Consider the following 21980-nt stretch of genomic DNA (forward strand, 5'->3'; position numbering starts at 1 on the left):
GGAGAGAAAAATGACACAACGATTATTACTTCTGAGCTATAAAGGTCAATTGCATAAATGTCATTTAATAATAGGCGAACCAAAAACAATTACAGTCGGGAATGATCAGTCGAACACGATTACATTTATCGATTTTCATTCAGAAATATCAATTATGTGGGATGGTACTGCATGTACAATCGGTACACAGCAGCTGCGGGTAAATGAATGCCTTTCGTTAAACACGCATGATGAGATTCTTCAGATTTATATCATGGAAGAAACTGAGCGTTGTGTGTACGATACAACACAAAACTTTAGTATTACATTTGGTGCTAATGATTTTGATGATGTAAGAATCGAGAACTCCACCCTGGATTTTGTACTTATTCGCGAGAAGTTAGGAGATCCTTTTAAACTTGAAGTCTTTGAAGGTGAGGTTTACCACAATTATGTTCGGACAACGGGTGTGGTAGAGCTAGAACCAGGAGACCAGCTTTTTTTTGAAGGAATGATGATGAAGCTTGGCCAGGACGAACTCGAAATTCTGGGAGCACAATCAATCATCGCAACGAACTTAATTCGTTTATTTGGCATTCACAATAATTTCGGCAGTCATTACCCCGATTATCATCGTTCACCAAGAATTATCTATCGTGAGCCTGAGGAAAAACAAAAAATTGCAAAACCCTCTAATAAACCTGGAAAACCAAGTGAACAGCTTGCACGGGTGATCGTTCCGCCGCTAGTGATGATTGCAGCAATGATCCTGGTCTCATTGTTTATGTCGAATGGGTTTTATATCATCATTATGCTTGCCATGACAGTAACCACGGTCATTTTTTCCATTACATCCTATCTAAAAAGCCTGAAACAATACCGCTTGGACATTAAGGAACGGGATACAAGCTACCGAGAATACTTGAAACAGAAAACACAGCAATTATATCAAGTAAGTCAGGAACAGCGGCATGCATTGGATTATCATTTTCCAGATGTAGAGCAATTACGGGTTATGGCGATGAAAGTCGATTCTCGGATTTATGAGAAGACCAATTTACATCATGACTTCCTTAAGTACCGTCTTGGATTAGGGCGTGTTGATTCGAGCTTCGAGGTCGAATTTACGATCGAGGAGTTTACCCTTGTGAAGGATGAACTGATAGATGCTGCTCGCAATCTTCGGGCTCAGTATCTCACATTAGACGATGTACCAGCACCAACATCATTGATCAATGGACCTGTTGGATATATTGGGCACCGTTCTCTTGTACTTGAACAGTTACAAATGCTGGTGATGCAGACGTCTCTATTTCATAGTTACCATGATGTGCAGTTTGTCACGATCTTTCCTGAAGAAGAAAAGGGAAAGTGGGAATGGATGCGCTGGCTCCCACATGCTAGTTTACGAGAAATAAACGTAAGGGGATTTGTTTATCACGAACGGTCACGGGATCAAGTTCTAAACTCACTTTATCAGATATTAAAAGCTCGAAGGCTTGCTATCAATGAGAAAAGTAATAAAAGTGAAAAAATGTATTTTACCCCTCATTTTGTTGTGCTAATCACCGATGAAAAAATGATATTGGATCATTCTGTGATGGAATACTTTAATGAGGACCCAAGTGAATTAGGAGTTTCCCTTGTATTCGTGCAAGATGTCATGCAGTCTCTTCCTGAACATGTGAAAACGGTGATTGATATTCGTGATGCCTCAACTGGAATGATGATCCTTGAGAAGGGTGAATTAGTTAATCGAAGATTCACACCGGATCAATTTCCGGAAGGTTTTAATAAAGAAGACTTCTCTCGCGCGCTGGCATCGCTTAATCACCTGCAAAGTTTAAAAAATTCGATTCCAGAAAGCGTGACTTTTCTTGAAATGTACGGTGTAGAGAAAGTGGAGGAGCTCGGTATTGAGTGGCGGTGGCCTCGAAATGAAACCTATAAAAGCCTTGCTGTTCCACTGGGATTGCGGGGGAAAGAGGATCTTGTCAATTTAAACCTCCATGAAAAAGCACATGGACCACATGGATTAATCGCTGGGACAACTGGTTCTGGTAAATCAGAAATTATACAATCGTATATTCTTTCGCTTGCGGTAAACTTTCATCCGCATGAAGCTGCTTTTTTGCTCATTGATTATAAAGGCGGAGGAATGGCAAATTTATTTAAAGATCTCCCGCATTTATTAGGAACGATTACAAATTTAGACGGTACGCAATCGATGCGTGCGCTTGCCTCGATTAAAGCAGAATTACAAAAGCGCCAGCGTGTTTTTGGCGAGTATGATGTCAACCACATCAATCAATATCAAAAACTCTATAAATTAGGTGAGGCTCGTGAACCGATGCCCCATTTATTCCTAATTTCAGATGAATTTGCTGAACTCAAATCCGAACAGCCTGAATTTATGAAGGAACTGGTTTCGACAGCCCGTATTGGACGGTCTCTGGGGATTCATCTGATTCTAGCTACCCAGAAGCCCAGTGGTGTTGTCGATGACCAAATATGGTCCAACTCTAAATTTAAGCTTGCATTAAAAGTTCAAAACGCCAGTGATTCGACGGAGATCTTGAAAACGCAGGATGCTGCGAATATCACGCTGCCAGGTCGTGCTTACTTACAAGTCGGCAACAATGAAATCTATGAACTTTTTCAAAGTGCATGGAGCGGTGCCGATTATATCCCAGATAAAAATGAACAAGACTTACTGGACACAACTATTTATGCCATTAATGATCTTGGACAATACGACATCATATCGGATGATTTAAGTGGTCTATCAACTAAGAAGGAAATAACCAAGGTTCCAACCCAACTGGATGCAGTCGTGGATTATATACATGCCTATGCAGCCGAACAACGTATCGCGGATCTGCCTAGACCATGGCTGCCGCCGTTAGAAGAGCGGATTTTCCTTCCAGATCTAGATGACATGAATTATCAAGAGGACTGGTACGGAAGGAAAAAACCGTTGGAAGTGACCTTCGGCTTTCTAGATCTTCCAGAAATGCAAGTCCAAAAACCACTAACATTGAATCTTACCAAGGATGGTCATATTGCTGTCTTTTCTAGTCCAGGGTATGGGAAGTCCACCTTTTTACAAACTGTTGCGATGAATATCGCTAGACAACATAGCCCTAAACGAGTCCATTTCTATTTGATAGACCTTGGCACAAACGGGTTACTGCCATTGAGGGAACTTCCTCATACAGCAGATATAATTATGGGGGATGAAGAAATAAAACTAGGAAAGCTTTTCCGCCGCCTGCAGCATGAATTGAAAGAGCGTAAGCAACGATTAAGTAAATATGGTGTCGCCAATATTCAGATGTATGAACAAGTAAGTGGGGAAGAAGTCCCTGTTATTCTTTTAATCATCGATACGTTCGATTCCATTAGTGATGCTTTCTACCGAGACGATTTTGAAAAAATGGCTGCGCAAATTGCCAGGGAGGGTGTTAGTGTCGGCATCCATATGGTTATAAGTGCAGGACGCCAAAGTGTGTTGAGAGCTCCGGTTCTCGCCAATATTAAACATCAAATCTCCTTATTTATGATTGATGGAATGGAGCCAAGAAATATTGTCGGTAGAACGGATTTACTCATTGAAGAAGTTCCTGGCAGAGGCTTGGTTAAATTAGAGCAGCCAACATTATTTCAAACAGCTTTACCTGTCGAAGGAGACGACACGCTCTCGATTATCAATCGAATCCAAGAAGAGAGTAAAGAGATGCGCAATGCCTGGCATGGGGAGCTGCCATCACCCATTCCAATGGTTCCAGATGTCATTGAGTTTGCTCCTTTTATTGAAAAACAAGAGACGAAGGCGATCGTAAGGAATGGCGGTATCCCGTTTGCCGTCGATTTTGAAAATGTAGAGCCAATGGAGTTAACTGTCATGAAAGATCAAACCACATTAATCTTAAGTGATCTTATGGATGCGGTTGAACAAACGTATCTAACACTGATTGCCAGTATTTCTGTTAATCATCACATTGATGTGGGTTTAATCGATAATGTTTCTTCCAGATTTAGAGTTTATAAGGAAAATGTGAATCTTTATGCGGACCATGCTGAAACAATGGATGTGTTTGTAGAACAGCTCCAGCAGCTATTTGAAACAAGGCAAGATGCCTTCCGTCAAGTACAATCAGCTACGGGCGGGAGAGCGACTAGGAATGATTTTCTGAAGGAAGTCCGCCCAATGGTTGTCTTCATCACAGATGTATCTTTCATTATTGAATCGATGTCGTTTACTAGTCAATCGACGCTGGCTAATCTGATCGAAACGGGTGCGAGAACAGGAATTTATTTTGTAATTGGAGCACTCCATGGTGCATTAGAAAGACAATACGATGATATTGCCACAACAGTGAAGAAGCAAAAGGCGGGAGTCTTAATTGGAAGAATTACGGATCAGAGCATACTTGAGGTCTTAAATCGACCTTATAAAGAGCAAAACTTACATCCCTATGAAGCCTACTACATTAGACAGGGCAAAGCAGAAAAAATCAAAATTGCTGCTCCTTACGTAAATAGAGAGGAAGTGAATGTCCATGTTTGATTGGTTTAAAAGTGACTCGGAGAAAAAAAGAGATGAGTATTATGAGCTGTATGAAAAGCTCAAGAGTGCCATCTCGGAACATGACCATAAGGTATCAGAAGCAAATGCAGCGTACAGTTCCTATCTAGGTACGATTCCGAATCTATCAAATTCAAAAATACCTTCAAATGATTTTGAAACGAGCAGGGAAGAAATAACGGAGAAATTAAAACAATATTTTCAAGCAGATCAAGAAAACCGGGGTTCTCTGGTTTCAGCGAAAAATAAGGCATATGAACGATATGTCCATTATAAGGATTTGGCCATTAAAGAGGCGGAAGCGGAAAGAGTAAGAAGAGAAAAGGAATTGAAAGACCTACAAGAAAGATTGGAGCGATTGATCAGTGGGGAGCGTTAGAATAGACGTGGATAAAGTAAATGAAGCGAAAGCCGCGGCGAAGGCATTAGAGCAATCGATTGAACAAACTTATGAATCTTGTGAACAACTAATTTCTTATCTTCATTCGGCAAAATGGAGCGGCAAGTCTCGAGATTCCTTTTTAAGTTATCTGGAAATCATTCAGAAGTATCACTATGATATGAAGTCCGCTGTGGCAAAACAAACAAAGGCGTTAAATAATCTAGATGGTTATATAGATGACTTCCTTCAAGACGGTTCCGTGAGGGAAGTGAAGAATTTATGATGGAACGTTCAACAGATACGTTTTCAGCGGCTGAATTATACCTTTTAGCGGCAGCCTTTGGTGGGAATGTTCTTTTTGGCTTACCTGAGAAAGAAGTTTACCAATTAAAAGGCGAAGAAGTCTTTAAAGAGGCGCATAACCGGCTGATTGAGAAGAAAATCATTACACCAGAGGGAAAGATAACAAGCTCAGGGGCACTAATCATCCAGACCATTGAATTTTATCATCAAAGCCAGAAATACGTTCGTATCAATAATCTTCTCTTTGCCTTCCGTGAACGTGAAAGAGATGAGGTCATTGTGCTGGTAGAGTTGGAGAGACAAGGGTCTTATCAGTTACGTATCACCTCTAAAGCAACACTTCTAAAAATGTTAAGTGAACAATTTCCAGTGATGGTAAGAGAACCGGTTGAAATGGAAAAAGCGTTCCTAAAAAAGGAATTATCCAATCAAGAAAGACGCGAAACAGAGAGCTTTGAGCCGGAAGAGATGTTGATGAATTTAGAATTCTTCCATCTAAATGAGGAACATAAAGACGGATTTAATTGGCACTATTATCAGCAGTGGCTCATCTTTACGAAAGACGAAAAGTTAATCATGGTCGATACTGTAAATAAAAAATATTACCATGCTAGTCAATATTGGTTTTTGAAGGTTCTATTTGACGAAATGGATTTCCCTTATAAGGAGGTTAAGTCTTATGCTTAAAGCTGATGGGGGCGGTTCTAGCCTACTCATCAATGTTAATCCTGATGAGATGACAACAATTTTCACCTTTTTACAGGCAATTATTACGGAACTGGAAACCAATGCCACCCCGAATATTGAAAAGCTGGGAAGTATTGATTATTACACAGAAGGAAAAGCAAAAAAGGCCATGGAAGTTTATGCAGAGGCGAATCAGAAGGTAATGGATTTATATGACAATTACTCCCGAGCGGCAACTTTGGTAATTGATATCCTAAATACGATGATGCAGGCAGACGAAGCAATCGCCGAGCAAATCATTGCGAAACTGGGGGTATAGCGTGATGGATGTAAAATATATCCCGTCAGACTGGGAAAAGATGAAAGACGGCATTGGCGATTTAATTGGCCTTGGCCGCTGGGGCAAAGGCATGATTGATACCCTAAAGGATCTAAGTGATAATTTAGAGGATGCTGAGTCTGATATAGCGAACTATGATAGTGACGGGGTCATAACCTTTCATCACACCAGTCAAAAAGGCAAGTACCAGGGATTATTTGAAGACTTCGAGATTTTACACAACTTTACCGGGAAGGTCGGAGAGATTGTTGACCGCACAATTGATCAGCCATTCTATGAAGATATGGATGCGTTTGTCGAGGCAATGCGGGATTTAACGATTTCCAGCTATACAACGACGAATCGAGTCGGGGCGACAGAGACTCAGTATGTTTACGCGGGTTACGGTCCTGCGCAATCATTTGAAGTGCCTAAAACAGAAGTGGGTTTGGATGACTTGTTTAGCGGAGATAATTACTATGCAAGTCAAATGAAGCTTGAATACGATGCCTGGAAAGAACTTAATCCAGACCAGGATTTCTCACAAGAAGAATATCAACAAGGCGTTTTAAATACTCGTGCCTTTGAGTACGAATCGATTCGTAACCAACAAGAAGACAAGGAATTTTGGATTCAGATCGGGGCGTTGGTTGTTATTGTAGGGGCGACGCTCATCTGCCCGCCGGCAGGGTTGGCCTTAGGGGCTGCGTATGGTGCGATGGAGTTAAGCTCGGCTGTTTCTGGCAAGGATTGGGTATCTGGCCGGGAGCTTGGGACTGGGGAACGCTGGTTTCGCGGCCTATTAGCTCCATTGGATATTGTTCCTGGGGTGAGTGGGTTAACGAAATTCTCAAGCACGGTACGTCTCGCACATCTTGGCGAGAATATCGGGGGCATGGGGCTGCGGACAGGAGTGAAAGGAAGTATCCAACAAGGAATTAATCACATTGATCATATGGTGAAAATCGCAGGCCAGCAATCGGTCACACGTTTGAAGAATGCCTCATCGGCAATAATAGATACAACCAATGCGATGAAAAATAAAATCGCAAAAGATACACTGGAAGCAGGAAGATTAGTAGACTCTGCAGTGACACAAATGAAAAATATTACCCCGTCTCGGCGGATGGGCTTAGCTGCAGTTGATTTGGGTGAAACTGGGAAGGTTCGAATGCCTGTTGAGAATACCCATACGGTGGAAAATAAGCTGAAAGATGTGTTGAGCAGGATTGATGGAGTTAACCTTGGAAGTGGAAGCGTTAAGGGTGCAGACCAGACCGATGGAAGAATCTCAGAAAACATCTTAAAGGTATTACAGGAAAATAATATCAGTGTTGAGGAATTTCAACGAATTAAGCTGACCCCAGTATCAGAATTATCAGACCGCGAAATGAATTTAATCTTTTACCTTAGGGAATCTGTAGAAAAACCAACAGAAGACACATTAATGAGTAAGGTGGTACCTATTGACTCTATTGATGGCTACCTAAGAGCAGAAAATCCATATACAACCGTTGCGGGTTATGTGGCTAAGTATGAAGATGTCGCAAATGTAACAAGTGATTACAAGGAAACCCTTGAGACGTTACGTTTAGATTATACGTACGAAAAAGACGGGGTTGTCATTAGAACGTATCCGGATGATGGTGATTCTTATGCGGTTATTCGCTTTAAATACAGTGATGTGTCGGACGATTTGATTCAAATACCATATGGAACAGAATTTTATGGTTCCACTACTGATGCATATCCTTGTACCCATAATGGCTTTTTAGGTGGTCGAAATGAAACCATCGTTCCAGAGTGGCAAGTAAAGGATTATGTAAGAGCAAACATTCAAGAAGGAGCGGAAATGTTTAGGGTTGTAGATGGTAAGGAAGAAAGAATTGCTATCTTTAAGAACGGCCGTTTTGAACCAATAGACTTTTCGGTAAATACTAATTAGAAATGTGGGAGTATTATGGATAGATGCGTTGCTTTATACAACAATAAAAGATATAAGGCCTTTGCAGCAAGAGTTAAAGGCCAAATAACGACCATTAAATTATTTCTGCACCGAAACGAACCTGGTTTCACATCTGCTATGTCTGCATACGATAAAGATTTACATGAAAGAGAAGTAAAAAAGGAAGAGGTTTCGGAGTTATATCGGGAATATTTTATCGCCCGATACAAAAATCATGAATTTTTTGTTACCCGTATTTTCCAGGATGATAAAGAGATAGAAATTGTGACGGCGGATCCCAATTTAGGCAAAGAGTGTAATCTCGATTATCAAGATAGAGATCTGTATATGAAAAGACTAGGATCTGTTGATGACTTTCAACTTTTTTATGTAAAGGAAGATTATCTGAGCAAGAACACGATTCGAAGAGAAGTTACTATAGAGGAGTGTTTTAAAATAGAAACTGAGCATTTTGAATAAGGGGGGCTGGATCGATGACAGAAAGTCTTGTACAGGAAAAGATTGCTTTATTAAATAGATACGAAGAATCATCAGAACAATTTCAGTCCTGTTATGAACAAATTATCTTCGATATCGTCAAAACAAAAGACTTGTTTACGGTGGTAAGGAAGGAATCATCAGTAGAAAGCATTAAGGATAGGACGGCTCCCATTTTCTGCGGTATAGGCTATAACGATATTCCGAGCGTTTGGTTATTTACGGAGGAATCGATTGCCAAGGAATATACGAACCGTTACAACTTAAAAAATGATGAGATTGGTTTATATAAGAAAGTAGCCATTGAGGAATTAACGGTTTTTTTATTTAATGCGATGTTTTCTGGGGTCAGTGGATTAATTGTGGATGAAGGGAAAAATACGCTGACCACCAATGTATATGATTTAGTCAATACCTCATTACTAGCAATGCAGCGCCAGCCTGTTTTAGAAAAACAAGAATACAAGATTATGACTCTGTTTAATCAAATGAAATTTGGGTCAAAAAAATTATGGATCATACCTGCAAAAGAGACAACAGGGGAAGAGCTAATCTTTAATCAGTTTTCTCCCCTGCAATTTGAAAAAACTATTAAAATTTATACAAACCAGGATGAAAGTAAAAAAGAGTCTTTGAAGCATGGTTACAAAAGTGAATTTTCAGCATCCGTCGATATAAAAAGTCTGTATCAAGTATTAAACCATTCTATCAACAAGGGGATAGAGGAAGTACTTTTCGTTGGCAATGATTATGAAGTGAGAATGAGTTTTATAAAAGTATTAAATATATTGGCACGAATGAACGGTCAATAGATCATCCCATGTAACTAAATAGAGAAGGAACTAATGGTAAGTCTACTCTTTATAGAGTAGGCTTTTTTTATGATAGATTTCCAATATTCAAGAGGTTTTAAAGGAAAATATAGGGGGAATGTGGAATTATTAAATCTAAGCCTATCTTGGAGGGATGGAGTGATACTCTAGACCCTCTCACTTTGAGGAGCAGGGGAAACGATGAAAAAAATACCTAAAAAAATATGGATATCCGTTATACTTGCGTGTGTTTTGATAGGGGGTTATTTATATTTTGATAAGGAAAATGTCTCTGTTAGCGTAGGAACTGCACCAAAGGGTGAAAAAGTAGTTCAAGTTCATGAACAAACTAAAAAGGTTAATCGTGAGTTTCCGTTTAGTATGAGTGAAAACAATGTCCAGCAAGCCATACATAATATGTCACACCAAAAGGTTCTAGCAGACAAAAAGTGGGGCGCACTGCCTTTAACGCCTGAGCGGGTGAAAAGATTACTACAAGTGGTCGAAGCCAATAAAAAAGATTATGAAAATGCTGATGTTTATTTAACTATATTAAAATCTTGGGATAAAGGCGATTTCGATTACGTGGTTATGAATCACAATGCCATTTGGGAGCTGCAGGGCGGCACGGTTGGAAAAGCCAATGGCATAGCTTCACCTGAAGAAGAAATGGAATTTATCCATGAGAACTATGATGTAGAGCAGTGAAATCCATAATATAGCACGTACCCAATCCTAAAATTATTTAGTCTGCTTCTTTTGCTGAAGTAGGCTTTTTTGGTTAGAGGAACCTTTTTTATAGCATCTACGTCTAATTTTTACCTAGTCTTGAATTTTGTGTGTCTATATATAAAGGAATATTTTAGGAATATATAGAATACTTAAATGGAATGCCCGAAAATAGGTATAATCCGCCCGAGGAGGAATCACCTTGTCTTTTGATCAAAAGAATCCCACAATAGAGAAAATCCTAGTAAACATAGAAAAGGTTATGATTGGAAAGAGGGACGTTGCTGAACTTAGCCTGGTTGCCCTTTTAGCTGGGGGCCATGTACTCTTAGAAGACGTACCAGGCGTTGGGAAAACGATGATGGTCCGTGCGTTGGCTAAGTCAGTGAATGCCAATTTCCGTAGAATTCAATTCACTCCGGATCTTTTGCCATCCGATGTAACCGGAGTCTCCATATATAATCCAAAAGAGATGGAGTTTCAATTTCGTCCCGGTCCGTTAATGGGGAATATTATTCTCGCCGATGAAATTAACCGTACTTCCCCGAAAACCCAGTCAGCACTATTAGAAGGGATGGAGGAAGCAAGTGTTACCATTGATGGAATAACCCATCAACTGAACAAGCCATTCTTTGTTATGGCAACCCAAAATCCAATCGAGTATGAAGGGACCTATCCACTTCCCGAGGCACAGCTTGATCGCTTTTTATTAAAAATGAGAATGGGTTATCCTGACTTACAAGAGGAAATGGAAGTGTTGAATAGAGCACAAAAGAACCCGCCGATTGAGGAGTTAACTCCCGTCATTGAACTTGATGGCCTTCTTGATTTACAAAAGGAAATCAAAGATGTGTTTGTCGATGATACGATGAAACGTTACATAGTCGATATCGTTAACCGTACAAGGGGCCATGGCAGTGTCTACCTTGGGGCAAGCCCAAGGGGATCCATCGCCCTGATGAAAGCGGCGCAGGCTTATGCGTATATGTATGGCCGTGATTATGTTCTCCCGGATGATATTCAATATTTAGCTCGATTTGTCTTATCCCACCGGATAATTTTAAAGTCGGAGGCAAAGTTCGAAGGGATTTCAGCTGAAGATTTAGTGAACCAGGTGGTTGCCAGAGTTCCGGTCCCAGTTCAAAGGTTAGTGAAATAAATGAAAAAAACTTGGATGATATTGAAAAAAGTATGGAAGTTTATCCTGCTGCTTTTTTTAATTTTATTAGCTTTCTCCTATGCCATGTTTCAAGGGGGATTTGTAAGTTGGTTTTTATTTTACAGCTTTCTTCCCTTTGCCATTTATTGTGTCGCGATCTCTTTTTACTCCTTAAATGAACTTGAAGTAAAAAGATTTTTGCCAAAAACAGATTTTAATGCCGGAGAACCTTTAAAGGTGACCGTTACAGTGAAAAGAGCAAAATCATTTCCCCTCTTTTATTTACTGATTGAGGATCAGTTAGATGAATCCTTGAAATTTGCTCCTCAGCAAAAGAGAGCGAAAGCCCTTCTTCTTCCGGGTTTGAAAAAGGAATTTTCTTATGAATATATCATTGATGAGCTGCCGCGTGGTGAACATTTTTTTGAATCTTTTACCTTGAGAATTGGTGACCCGCTCGGCTTATTTGAAAAAGAAAAAAAGGCTGCCTTGGAGGGCAAAATCATTGTCTATCCGGCGTATACAGAATTATTATACCGCTCATTTGAAAATCAATATGATTCTGGTCTGACGGCTTCCAGGGAACGAGTCCAGCGCGATACATCCATGGCGACTGGGGTGAGGGATTACCAGCCAGGTGACCGCTTCTCGTGGATTAACTGGAAAGCATCAGCCAAACGAAATATCCTTATGACAAAGGAATTTGAACAGCGGCAATCACATGATGTCTTTGTGGTCATGGATTGTGTCCCAACGAAGCAGTTTGAGCCTGTTGTCTCCTTTACAGCATCATTATTGCGGGCTATTTTGAAAAAAGGAGCCCAGACGGGTCTATTAACGATTAGCAACGAACGTGCCTCTTTCCCCATACGCGGCGGAGAACAGCATCTTCAGCAGCTTTTTTATCATCTGGCAAAAATAGAGGCGAAATGTATTTCACCATTTGAAAAGGTGTTAGATACCGATGGTCTTCTCATCCAGCAGACGGTTTCGTTTATGTTAGTCACCGGGCAAATTACGAAACCTCTGATTGAAAAAGCAAGCTTCCTCGGTCAGCGAAAAGGTGGAACGATGACGCTTTTTCTGATTAAAGGGGAGAAAGAAGCGCCGACAAATGAGGAACGCTCGCTTATGGCAATCGCCAATGCCCGTGGAGTCCGGGTTGTCTTGGTTCAGGAAGGCGAATTCACAGCGGCCTTTTCGGAGGTGAACTTCCGTTGATCAAAAGAGATTTTTCATCATTTCTGTTATATACCTTTAGCTTTTTATTATTAAGTGAATGGCTGCGTCCCATTGAACAATTAACAGAAACCGATCATATTGAGATGTTTTTTATCTTTATTGTGATTTCGTTTGCATCATCTTACTTTCATTTGAAATGGATTTGGAACTATAGTATCAAAACGCTCTTTATTTTATATGCCATTAACCAGCTTCACTATGATGAAGGGCTCTTTGATTCAACATGGATGTCAGCCTTCTTTAGAGATATTATGGATAACTTTGGTCTGATTAAAGCAAGGAATTGGAATGGCTTATCCAACGAATTTAGGACATTATTATTTTTTGTCTTGCTATGGCTAATGGTGTACTTAATTAATTACTGGATTTTAAACCGTAAGCGGATCTTCATATTTTTCTTTATGACCTTAGTCTATATTACAGTTTTAGATACATTTACGCCGTATATTGCCAAATTCGCCATTGTCAGAACGGTGGTGGCTGGTTTTGCAGTGATGGGTATGCTGACATTTTACCGAATCGTTCAAAAAGAAAATGTCAGCACCGAACCGACCTATCTGCGAAAGTGGATGGTGCCGCTGGCTGTTATGATTTCATTAAGTGTTGTAGCTGGCATAGCTGCGCCGAAAGCCGCACCGATTTGGCCAGATCCAGTTCCATATTTTACCGCTAATAATGACAAAGTTCCTGAAGATAAGGCTAGCATTGTTAATCGTATCGGTTATGGAACCAATGATTCTGAATTAGGCGGTCCCTTTATAGGAGATAACAACCGAGTCTTTCAGTATGAAGGGAACGGAAAGAACTATTGGAAGATGGAAACGAAGGACGTGTATACAGGAAAAGGCTGGCTGGCCTCTGGTACCACACCTATAACCTTTCGTCAGGAAGATCTTGTCCCTGTTTTTTCGGTGCCTGACACCGTAGAAACCATTAAAGAGTCTTCGCGGGTGGTGACAAGTCCAGAATATAATTTCAACTTTTTAATGTATCCTGCCGGAATTAGCAAAGTGTTAAAGATGCTTCCTGAGGGCGATCGATTTGAAATCGATACAACCAATGAGCGAATCAGCCTTTTCTCGAAGGATAATGTCCCTGCTGTACCGCAGGTCTTTACAGTAGAATTCGAAAGACCAAAGTACAAGGCTTCAGACTTAGTCCAAACAATTAGCTATGACCCAACCATCATCAACGAGGAATTTTATCAAAGATATACACTCCTGCCGGAGAATCTCCCGCCTAGAGTAAAAGAATTAGCAGAAGAGATTACGGCCGCAAAACCCAATTGGTATGATAAAGCAAAAGCGGTAGAAAGTTATTTTGGAAGATCCGCGTTCACTTATGACCAGAAAAATGTCGCGGTGCCTGACACCGAAGATGACTATGTGGATCAATTTTTGTTTGAGACAAAAAGGGGTTATTGTGACAATTTCTCCACTTCGATGGCTGTAATGCTGCGAACACTCGGGATTCCAACGCGTTGGGTAAAAGGGTTCACAGGCGGAGATTTCCTAAAATATAGTGATGAGACTTCAGGGACACAGATTTACGAGGTAACAAATAATAATGCCCACTCTTGGGTTGAGGTCTATTTTCCAAATCAAGGCTGGGTACCATTTGAGCCAACCAAGGGCTTTTCAAATGAAATTATCATCAACTACGGAGCGAATGGCCAATCATCATCCAATAATCAAGAAACCAGTCCAACGCCTGTGAAGAAGCCTCAGCAGGAAGAGATAGAAGATCCTAATAAAGTAAATGATTCAAAATCATTCTTTGATGTTAAAAGGATCTGGGAAGAGACCACATTGTTTTTGAAAAACAATTGGAAGCGGATAGTTTTCATAATCGTAATAGCAGCTGCAGTGGTTGGTATTCTTTACCGTATTCGCGGTAAGTGGGTTCCGTACAGTCTGTTAGTAATTTACCGATTTAAGAAAAAGGACGAAAACATCAGTGCTGCCTATTTAGCTTTGTTAGAACAGTTTGAACGCTACGGATTAAAGCGGAAGGAAAATCAAACACTAAGAAACTATGCCCGTTACATTGATTCCTTCTTTTCGACAAGAGAAATGTCACAGCTAACGGCAATTTATGAAAATTATCTGTATCATCAGCAATTGCCAAAGGGCACTTGGAAAGAATCGTATGAATTATGGGAAAATTTAATTAAAAAGACAATAGCTTGACCAGAAAAACAACCTATTGTTACAATATGTACTAATTCATGTTCAGCATTAGCACTGTTATAAAAGGTGCTTGTGCTGTTCAAAATATAGTACGTTTCCTTCATATATCCTCGAAAATTTGGTTCGAGAGTCTCTACCGGGTCACCGTATAATGACCTGACTATGAAGGCAGGATTTTTCTGTTGCCTTTTTACGAGAAAACTAGAATTCTGCCTTCCTGAAAATTTTTATGGAGGGGAGAATTCTAGTTTTTTTTATATCCTTAGCTGTAAAGGTTCATAATAACTATAACTTGAGAAAATTGAGGTGGATGCTTTGCAAGGCAAGCATGAGATGATTATTGTATTAGATTTTGGGAGTCAATATAACCAGTTAATTACCCGCAGGATCCGTGAATTTGGGGTATATAGTGAATTACATCCGCATACGATTTCAGCAGAAGAAATCCGCCAATTAAACCCAAAAGGGATTATTTTCTCCGGCGGGCCAAATAGTGTGTACGATGAAAATTCTTTCCGCTGTGATGAAGCCATTTTTGAAATGGGTCTGCCAATACTTGGTATTTGTTACGGGATGCAGTTAATGACCGTCCATTTTAATGGGAAGGTTGAAAAAGCGAAAGAACGTGAATACGGAAAAGCAACGATGACGGTACAACACCCATCAGCGCTATTTAACGGCCTGCCAAATGAGCAGACCGTGTGGATGAGTCATGGTGATCTTGTCGTGGAAGCTCCTGCAGGTTTTACCGTGGATGGCACAAATCCAACATGTCCAATTTCAGCAATGAGTAATGAAGAGAAAAAACTTTATGCTGTTCAGTTCCACCCGGAAGTACGTCATTCCGTTTATGGGAATGAATTGCTAAGGAATTTTGTATTTAACGTGTGTGAATGCAGCGGCGATTGGTCGATGGGTAACTTCATTGAAATGGAAATGGCGAAAATTCGTGAGCAGGTGGGCGATAAAAAAGTTCTTTGTGCTTTAAGCGGCGGGGTGGACTCATCCGTTGTTGCTGTACTGATTCATAAGGCAATCGGTGATCAACTTACTTGTATTTTTGTTGATCATGGCTTACTTCGGAAAAATGAGGCTGACAGTGTGATGAAGACTTTTTCAGAAGGCTTCAACATGAATGTTATCAAAATTGATGCCAAAGAACGTTTCTTATCGAAGTTAGAAGGTGTTTCTGACCCTGAGAAAAAACGAAAAATTATTGGTAATGAATTTATTTATGTATTTGACGATGAAGCAACCAAACTCGAGGGTATTGAGTTTTTAGCCCAAGGCACGCTTTATACTGATATTATTGAAAGTGGTACGGCAACTGCACAAACCATTAAATCCCATCACAATGTGGGTGGTCTGCCGGAAGATATGCAGTTTAAACTGATTGAACCATTGAACACTCTGTTTAAAGATGAAGTCCGTGCGCTTGGAACCGAGCTTGGTATTCCAGATGATATCGTCTGGAGACAGCCATTCCCTGGACCAGGTCTTGGTATTCGTGTGTTAGGAGCTATTTCAGAAGATAAACTGGAAATCGTTCGTGAATCAGATTGGATTCTTCGCGAAGAAATTAAAAAAGCTGGTCTCGACCGAGAAATTTGGCAGTATTTCACAGTGTTACCGGACATTCGCAGTGTCGGTGTAATGGGGGATGCAAGGACCTATGATTACACCATTGGAATTCGTGCGGTGACCTCTATTGACGGAATGACGTCCGATTGGGCAAGAATCCCTTGGGATGTCTTAGAAGTCATTTCAACCAGAATTGTTAACGAAGTAGCACATGTCAACCGGGTGGTTTATGACATTACCAGCAAGCCGCCTGCAACGATTGAGTGGGAATAAGAAAAGCGGAAGCGCCTTGCTCAGGGGCTTATGACCCCGAGCCCCTAGGCGCTGGAGCTGGACAATAAGAAAAACGAAGAACTGGAACCGATACGTGGTTCCAGTTCTTATTTATTTTGGAAAAAGTGACTATTTATTTCAGGAACATCCATATTCACGAACGATGTTAAATTTTTTTTTAATATCGTTCGTATTTTTTGTTTACAAGATGTTTCTTTCCTGCTAAAATAAAAAACGTGTTAAGAGAAGTGAATAAAAATTGCATCGTATAATCTTGGGGATATGGCCCAAAAGTTTCTACCGAGCCACCGTAAATGGCTTGACTACGAGGCAGTGTTTAATATAAGAGGTATGCTTTCTTTTCCTCTATTTATTGCACATGCCTTACGTCAGCTCCGGTAGTATAAGCCGGAGCTTTTTTGCATAAATAATAAAGAAAAGAACCTTAGGGGGAAAAGAAATGCGGAAGTATTTTGAATTTGAAAAACATGGTACAAATTATCGCCGTGAGTTTATTGGGGGACTAACCACCTTCTTAGCAATGGCTTATATATTAGTTGTTAACCCATTGACATTATCGTTAGCATCTATAAAGGACTATCCAGATGCTTTACGAATGGATTATGGTGCAGTATTTGTGGCAACCGCACTTGCGGCAGCAATCGGGTCGATTGTCATGGGGCTTCTTGGGAAGTATCCGCTGGCACTAGCGCCAGGAATGGGCTTGAATGCGTTCTTTGCTTATACAGTAGTATTAGGCAGTGGGATTCCTTGGCAGCATGCACTTGGTGCAGTTCTAATCTCAGGTGTATTTTTCTTCTTATTAACTCTTACCGGCCTGCGAGAAAAAATTATTAACGCGATTCCAGTTGATTTAAAACACGCTGTTGGAGCTGGGATTGGCTTGTTCATTACTTTTATCGGATTACAAAATGCAGGAATTGTGGTTAATAATGATGCAACACTCGTTGGTTTAGGTGATTTGACAGCAGGACCTACTCTGCTTGCTATTTTTGGTATCGTCATAACAGTAATTATGATGACTAAAGGTATTAACGGAGCTGTATTTTATGGGATGGTCATCACGGTAATCGTGGGAATGATCTTTAACTTAATTGATATGCCGACTAAAGTGGTCGATTCTGTGCCGAGCTTAGAGCCTACTTTTGGTGCAGCCTTCTCTTCGTTTGGAGATAGCTCTTTTTATACAACAGCCATGCTTGGTATAGTGCTTACCTTCCTGTTTGTTGATTTCTTTGACAATGCTGGGACCCTTGTCGCAGTAGCGAACCAAGCGGGAATAATGAAAGACAATAAGCTTCCTCGTGCTGGACGCGCACTAATTTCGGATTCTATTGCAACAATTGTCGGTGCTGTACTAGGTACATCTACCACAACGTCTTACATTGAGTCATCTGCAGGGGTTGCCTCTGGTGCTAGAACTGGATTTGCAGCCTTAGTAACAGCAGGATTCTTTATCTTATCGTTATTCTTCTTTCCGTTATTATCGGTTGTTACTGCACCTGTAACAGCACCTGCGTTAATTATTGTTGGGGTGTTAATGGTATCTTCATTAGGAAAAATTGATTGGCAGCGTTTTGAAATTGCTGTTCCAGCATTCTTAACGATGATTGCTATGCCGCTGACATACAGCATTGCAACAGGTATTGCAGTTGGATTTATCTTTTACCCAATCACAATGATCATCAAGGGTCGCACAAAAGAAATCCACCCAGTTATGTACTTCTTCTTTGTAATCTTTGTTCTATATTTCATTTTCTTAAAATAATGTTAAAGGGAACTGTGGGCAGCCACAGTTTCTTTTATTTTTTAAAAAAAATAAAATTCGAATAAATTACCAACTAACACGACATAATGTTGTCGAACTTTGTCGTTGACTTCCTGTTTTCTCTCTTTTATTCTGTAATTAATAAGGTAAAATGGGAGAAATGGGGAAAAGGGTATGGCGCAGCTGACGATTGAGAAGGTTTTAAATAATAATGTATTGATTGCTGAACACCCGTCCTATGGAGAAGTTGTATTGATTGGCAAAGGGATCGGCTTTAATCGCAAATACGGGGATTTAATTGAAAAGGACTCTGCTGAAAAACTCTTTGTCTTGAAAAATGAAAAGGAGCAGCAAAATTATATTAAATTGCTGCCTTTTATTGATAACGAATTTTTAGAGGTTATCATAGCATCAATTGAGTTAATCAAACAACGGACGAATACAACGCTAAATGAACATATTCATGTTGCCCTAACAGACCATCTAATGTTTGCCTTAACGAGGGCCTCCCAAGGGATGGAAATGAAAAATCCTTTTTTAGTGGAGACGAAGGCGCTTTATCGTCATGAGTATGAAGTGGCGAAAGAAGTTGTCCAACTTATTAAGGATAACACTGGGATTAGCTTTCCAATCGGTGAAGTTGGATTTATCGCCTTGCATATTCACAGTGCAATAACCAATAAAGACCTTTCTGATGTAAACCAACATTCCCAGCTCGTCAGCAGACTGGTTGATATGGTTGAAGAACAGTTGGAGATAGAGATAGATAAAGAAGGAATCGATTATATGAGACTTGTTCGCCATCTCCGTTTTGCGATTGAACGGGTAGTAAACGGTGAAAAAGTGGATGAACCAGAAAAAATTTCTTCCCTATTGAAAGATGAATATCCGATATGCTATAATCTCTCATGGAAGCTCATAAAAGTGATGCAACAATCCTTAAAATTGAAAGTCTTTGATGCAGAAGCAGTTTATCTAACGATGCATTTACAACGACTTCAAAAAAAATATAAATAACATTTATTCTTTTACGTGTTACTGATTCGATCAGGCATGAGTAAAAAGTTTAATTGAAATTAAGTTAATGGGGTAGTCTATACCCATAACTATAATCAATTGAACCTTTACTCATGCCTTTTTTGTCGTTAATTCTCTAGATTGTAACCGCTTTATGAGCCATATTAAAAATTAGGAGGTATCCTTTATGTTTAAAAATGCTTTTGGTGTTTTACAGAAAGTCGGTAAAGCATTGATGTTACCAGTTGCAATTCTGCCAGCTGCCGGGATCTTACTAGCAATTGGTAATGCACTTCAAAATCCAACACTAATTGACCTCGCCCCATTCTTAGATAATAGCGGGATTGCGATGGTTGCGAAGATTATGGAACAGGCAGGTAGTGTCATTTTCGGAAACCTATCATTATTATTTGCTGTTGGGGTTGCGATTGGACTAGCAGGAGGAGAAGGTGTAGCTGGACTTGCTGCGATTGTAGGGTTCCTTATTATGAATGCAACAATGGGAACAGCCTTAGGAATTGATGCAGATGCACTTGCGAAGCATCCTCAAAGCTATGCTTCTGTATTAGGTATACCGACACTGCAAACGGGTGTTTTCGGAGGTATCATCGTCGGTCTTATTGCTGCTTATATGTATAATAAATTCTTCGAAATTGAATTGCCGTCATATCTAGGTTTCTTTGCTGGTAAGCGTTTCGTTCCGATTGTAACTGCTGCAAGTACTGTTCTTTTAGGCTTGCTAATGATTCTTATTTGGCCTCCAATTCAATCAGGCTTGAATGCATTCTCTACGAACATGGTTGATGCGAACAGAACGATTGCTGCCTTTATCTTTGGGGTAATTGAACGTTCATTAATACCATTTGGATTGCATCATATTTTCTATGCTCCATTCTGGTATGAATTTGGAAGCTATACAAACGCTGCTGGTGATCTTGTACGTGGTGACCAACGTATTTTCATGGAACAAATTAAAGATGGTGTTCAAAATTTAACTGCAGGTACATTCACAACAGGTAAATACCCATTCATGATGTTTGGACTTCCTGCGGCTGCACTAGCGATTTACCATGAAGCTCGCCCGGAAAAGAAAGTGTTTGTAGGAGGATTAATGGCTTCTGCAGCGTTAACTTCTTTCCTTACTGGTATTACAGAACCAATTGAATTCTCATTCTTATTCGTTGCACCGGTATTATTTGGTATTCACGCAATCTTTGCTGGTTTATCATTTATGACAATGCACTTGTTAAATGTAAAAATCGGGATGACCTTCTCAGGTGGATTAATTGACTATATTCTATTTGGATTAATTAACCCGCAAACAAATGCTTGGATCGTTATTCCGGTAGGTCTTGTCTTTGCGGTTATCTATTACTTCGGTTTCCGTTTTGCGATTCGCAAGTTTAATTTAAAAACTCCGGGTCGTGAACTTGAGGAAGAAGAAGATCAAGCGACAACAGGAAAATCAGGTTCAGGTGATTTAGCAGCTAATATTTTAGATGCTATGGGTGGAAAAGATAATATTGCTCATTTAGATGCATGTATTACACGTCTTCGTGTATCTGTTAATGATATTAAAAACGTGGACAAAGCAGAATTGAAAAAACTTGGTGCGGCGGGTGTCCTAGAAGTAGGAAATAACATTCAAGCAATTTTCGGACCGCGTTCTGAAACAATTAAGGGTCAAATGAAAGATATTATGTCTGGTAAGAGACCTCGTACAACTTCTGTTGATACAGCGGAAAAAAGTCCGGAACAAAGTAATGTAAATTCAGATGCAATTCAAAAAGCACGTGAGAGTGAAGTGTTTGCTGCACCACTTAAAGGTGAAATAAAGCCGATTACTGAAGTGCCTGATCAAGTGTTTGCTGGAAAAATGATGGGCGATGGCTTCGCGATTGTGCCAGCTGAAGGAACAGTTGTTTCACCGGTAAATGGAAAAATCGTAAACCTATTCCCAACTAAACATGCCATTGGTATCTTATCTGATACAGGTCGTGAAATCTTGATTCATGTTGGTATTGATACTGTTAATTTAAAGGGTCAAGGTTTTGAGACATTAGTTTCTGAAGATGACATCATTGAACAGGGTCAGCCATTATTAAAAGTTGATTTAAATTACATTAAAGAACATGCAACATCTACAATTACTCCGATTGTTTTCACGAACTTAGCCGAAGGTGAAAAAGTTGTGCTTAATAAACAAGGCCAAGTAGAATTGAAGCAAGAAGGAATAATTAAGATTACGAAGTAAGAGGAAGCCGGCCCTGGTGATGGGGCTGGCTTTTTATATATAGAAGAAAGTAGGAATGGTAAAAAAAAATTTAGATTTTTGTTGACGTGACCTAGGCGTGGTGGTAGTATATTAAAGCAGTCGTTAATGACAAGTTAATAACTTGTTGGTGTTAAAAACATTGATAAAAAATGTTGACAATGATTTGCTCAAATGATATAGTAATAAAGTTGCTTCAAACGAAGTAATGAGCTT

At 39.9% G+C, this 21980-nt stretch carries 16 protein-coding genes and 2 riboswitches; all 16 genes read left to right on the forward strand.

Annotated features, from left to right (window positions below):
• Nucleotides 1-10: 10 nt before the first annotated feature.
• Nucleotides 11-4549 carry a type VII secretion protein EssC gene (gene essC / locus QNH17_RS01705; RefSeq protein WP_283877105.1) on the forward strand — a complete coding sequence of 1513 codons (4539 nt, stop codon included), beginning with the start codon at nt 11-13 and terminating at the stop codon, nt 4547-4549.
• On the forward strand, nt 4536-4946 hold the full coding sequence (locus QNH17_RS01710) for a chorismate synthase (protein WP_283877106.1): 411 nt from the start codon (nt 4536-4538) through the stop codon (nt 4944-4946). The genes essC and QNH17_RS01710 overlap by 14 nt, the downstream gene beginning before the upstream one ends.
• Nucleotides 4933-5232, forward strand: a complete 300-nt coding sequence (locus QNH17_RS01715) for a WXG100 family type VII secretion target (protein ID WP_283877107.1) — start codon at nt 4933-4935, stop codon at nt 5230-5232. The genes QNH17_RS01710 and QNH17_RS01715 overlap by 14 nt, the downstream gene beginning before the upstream one ends.
• Nucleotides 5229-5939: a DUF5081 family protein gene (locus tag QNH17_RS01720; RefSeq protein ID WP_283877108.1), complete on the forward strand. Its 711-nt coding sequence runs from the start codon at nt 5229-5231 to the stop codon at nt 5937-5939. Before QNH17_RS01715 ends, QNH17_RS01720 begins: the two co-directional genes overlap by 4 nt.
• On the forward strand, nt 5932-6258 hold the full coding sequence (locus QNH17_RS01725; protein ID WP_283877109.1) for a hypothetical protein: 327 nt from the start codon (nt 5932-5934) through the stop codon (nt 6256-6258). Before QNH17_RS01720 ends, QNH17_RS01725 begins: the two co-directional genes overlap by 8 nt.
• A 4-nt stretch (nt 6259-6262) precedes the next feature.
• A complete protein-coding gene (locus tag QNH17_RS01730; protein ID WP_283877110.1) occupies nt 6263-8203 on the forward strand; it encodes a hypothetical protein in 1941 nt (646 codons plus the stop codon).
• A 15-nt stretch (nt 8204-8218) separates the two neighbouring features.
• Entirely contained in the window at nt 8219-8683 is a 465-nt protein-coding gene (locus tag QNH17_RS01735; RefSeq protein WP_283877111.1) for a hypothetical protein, read from the forward strand.
• Nucleotides 8684-8697: 14 nt separating this feature from the next.
• A complete protein-coding gene (locus tag QNH17_RS01740; RefSeq protein WP_283877112.1) occupies nt 8698-9513 on the forward strand; it encodes a hypothetical protein in 816 nt (271 codons plus the stop codon).
• A 201-nt stretch (nt 9514-9714) separates the two neighbouring features.
• Nucleotides 9715-10221 carry a DUF6241 domain-containing protein gene (locus QNH17_RS01745; protein ID WP_283877113.1) on the forward strand — a complete coding sequence of 169 codons (507 nt, stop codon included), beginning with the start codon at nt 9715-9717 and terminating at the stop codon, nt 10219-10221.
• A gap of 223 nt (nt 10222-10444) precedes the next feature.
• Nucleotides 10445-11401, forward strand: a complete 957-nt coding sequence (locus QNH17_RS01750; RefSeq protein WP_283877114.1) for an AAA family ATPase — start codon at nt 10445-10447, stop codon at nt 11399-11401.
• Nucleotides 11402-12622 carry a DUF58 domain-containing protein gene (locus QNH17_RS01755; protein WP_283877115.1) on the forward strand — a complete coding sequence of 407 codons (1221 nt, stop codon included), beginning with the start codon at nt 11402-11404 and terminating at the stop codon, nt 12620-12622.
• Nucleotides 12619-14832, forward strand: a complete 2214-nt coding sequence (locus QNH17_RS01760) for a transglutaminase TgpA family protein (RefSeq protein WP_283877116.1) — start codon at nt 12619-12621, stop codon at nt 14830-14832. The genes QNH17_RS01755 and QNH17_RS01760 overlap by 4 nt, the downstream gene beginning before the upstream one ends.
• A gap of 80 nt (nt 14833-14912) precedes the next feature.
• Nucleotides 14913-15015, forward strand: a riboswitch (purine riboswitch).
• A gap of 150 nt (nt 15016-15165) precedes the next feature.
• A complete protein-coding gene (gene guaA, locus QNH17_RS01765; RefSeq protein WP_283879403.1) occupies nt 15166-16686 on the forward strand; it encodes a glutamine-hydrolyzing GMP synthase in 1521 nt (506 codons plus the stop codon).
• A gap of 244 nt (nt 16687-16930) precedes the next feature.
• Nucleotides 16931-17032, forward strand: a riboswitch (purine riboswitch).
• A gap of 114 nt (nt 17033-17146) precedes the next feature.
• Nucleotides 17147-18475, forward strand: coding sequence for an NCS2 family permease (locus QNH17_RS01770; RefSeq protein WP_283877117.1), 1329 nt, complete (start codon nt 17147-17149; stop codon nt 18473-18475).
• Between the two features lie 174 nt (nt 18476-18649).
• Entirely contained in the window at nt 18650-19492 is an 843-nt protein-coding gene (gene glcT, locus QNH17_RS01775; RefSeq protein WP_283877118.1) for a glucose PTS transporter transcription antiterminator GlcT, read from the forward strand.
• A gap of 187 nt (nt 19493-19679) precedes the next feature.
• A complete protein-coding gene (gene ptsG, locus QNH17_RS01780; RefSeq protein WP_283877119.1) occupies nt 19680-21746 on the forward strand; it encodes a glucose-specific PTS transporter subunit IIBC in 2067 nt (688 codons plus the stop codon).
• Nucleotides 21747-21980: the final 234 nt, after the last annotated feature.

The organism is Neobacillus sp. SuZ13 (assembly GCF_030123365.1).
Lineage (GTDB): Bacteria > Bacillota > Bacilli > Bacillales > Cytobacillaceae > Neobacillus.

Bases quoted from the DNA above. Each gene is read 5' to 3' on its own strand.
- essC (WP_283877105.1), top strand. From the start codon at position 11: ATGACACAACGATTATTACTTCTGAGCTATAAAGGTCAATTGCATAAA.
- QNH17_RS01710 (WP_283877106.1), top strand. From the start codon at position 4,536: ATGTCCATGTTTGATTGGTTTAAAAGTGACTCGGAGAAAAAAAGAGAT.
- QNH17_RS01720 (WP_283877108.1), top strand. From the start codon at position 5,229: ATGATGGAACGTTCAACAGATACGTTTTCAGCGGCTGAATTATACCTT.
- QNH17_RS01725 (WP_283877109.1), top strand. From the start codon at position 5,932: ATGCTTAAAGCTGATGGGGGCGGTTCTAGCCTACTCATCAATGTTAAT.
- QNH17_RS01730 (WP_283877110.1), top strand. From the start codon at position 6,263: ATGGATGTAAAATATATCCCGTCAGACTGGGAAAAGATGAAAGACGGC.
- QNH17_RS01735 (WP_283877111.1), top strand. From the start codon at position 8,219: ATGGATAGATGCGTTGCTTTATACAACAATAAAAGATATAAGGCCTTT.
- QNH17_RS01740 (WP_283877112.1), top strand. From the start codon at position 8,698: ATGACAGAAAGTCTTGTACAGGAAAAGATTGCTTTATTAAATAGATAC.
- QNH17_RS01745 (WP_283877113.1), top strand. From the start codon at position 9,715: ATGAAAAAAATACCTAAAAAAATATGGATATCCGTTATACTTGCGTGT.
- QNH17_RS01755 (WP_283877115.1), top strand. From the start codon at position 11,402: ATGAAAAAAACTTGGATGATATTGAAAAAAGTATGGAAGTTTATCCTG.
- guaA (WP_283879403.1), top strand. From the start codon at position 15,166: ATGATTATTGTATTAGATTTTGGGAGTCAATATAACCAGTTAATTACC.
- QNH17_RS01770 (WP_283877117.1), top strand. From the start codon at position 17,147: ATGCGGAAGTATTTTGAATTTGAAAAACATGGTACAAATTATCGCCGT.
- glcT (WP_283877118.1), top strand. From the start codon at position 18,650: ATGGCGCAGCTGACGATTGAGAAGGTTTTAAATAATAATGTATTGATT.
- ptsG (WP_283877119.1), top strand. From the start codon at position 19,680: ATGTTTAAAAATGCTTTTGGTGTTTTACAGAAAGTCGGTAAAGCATTG.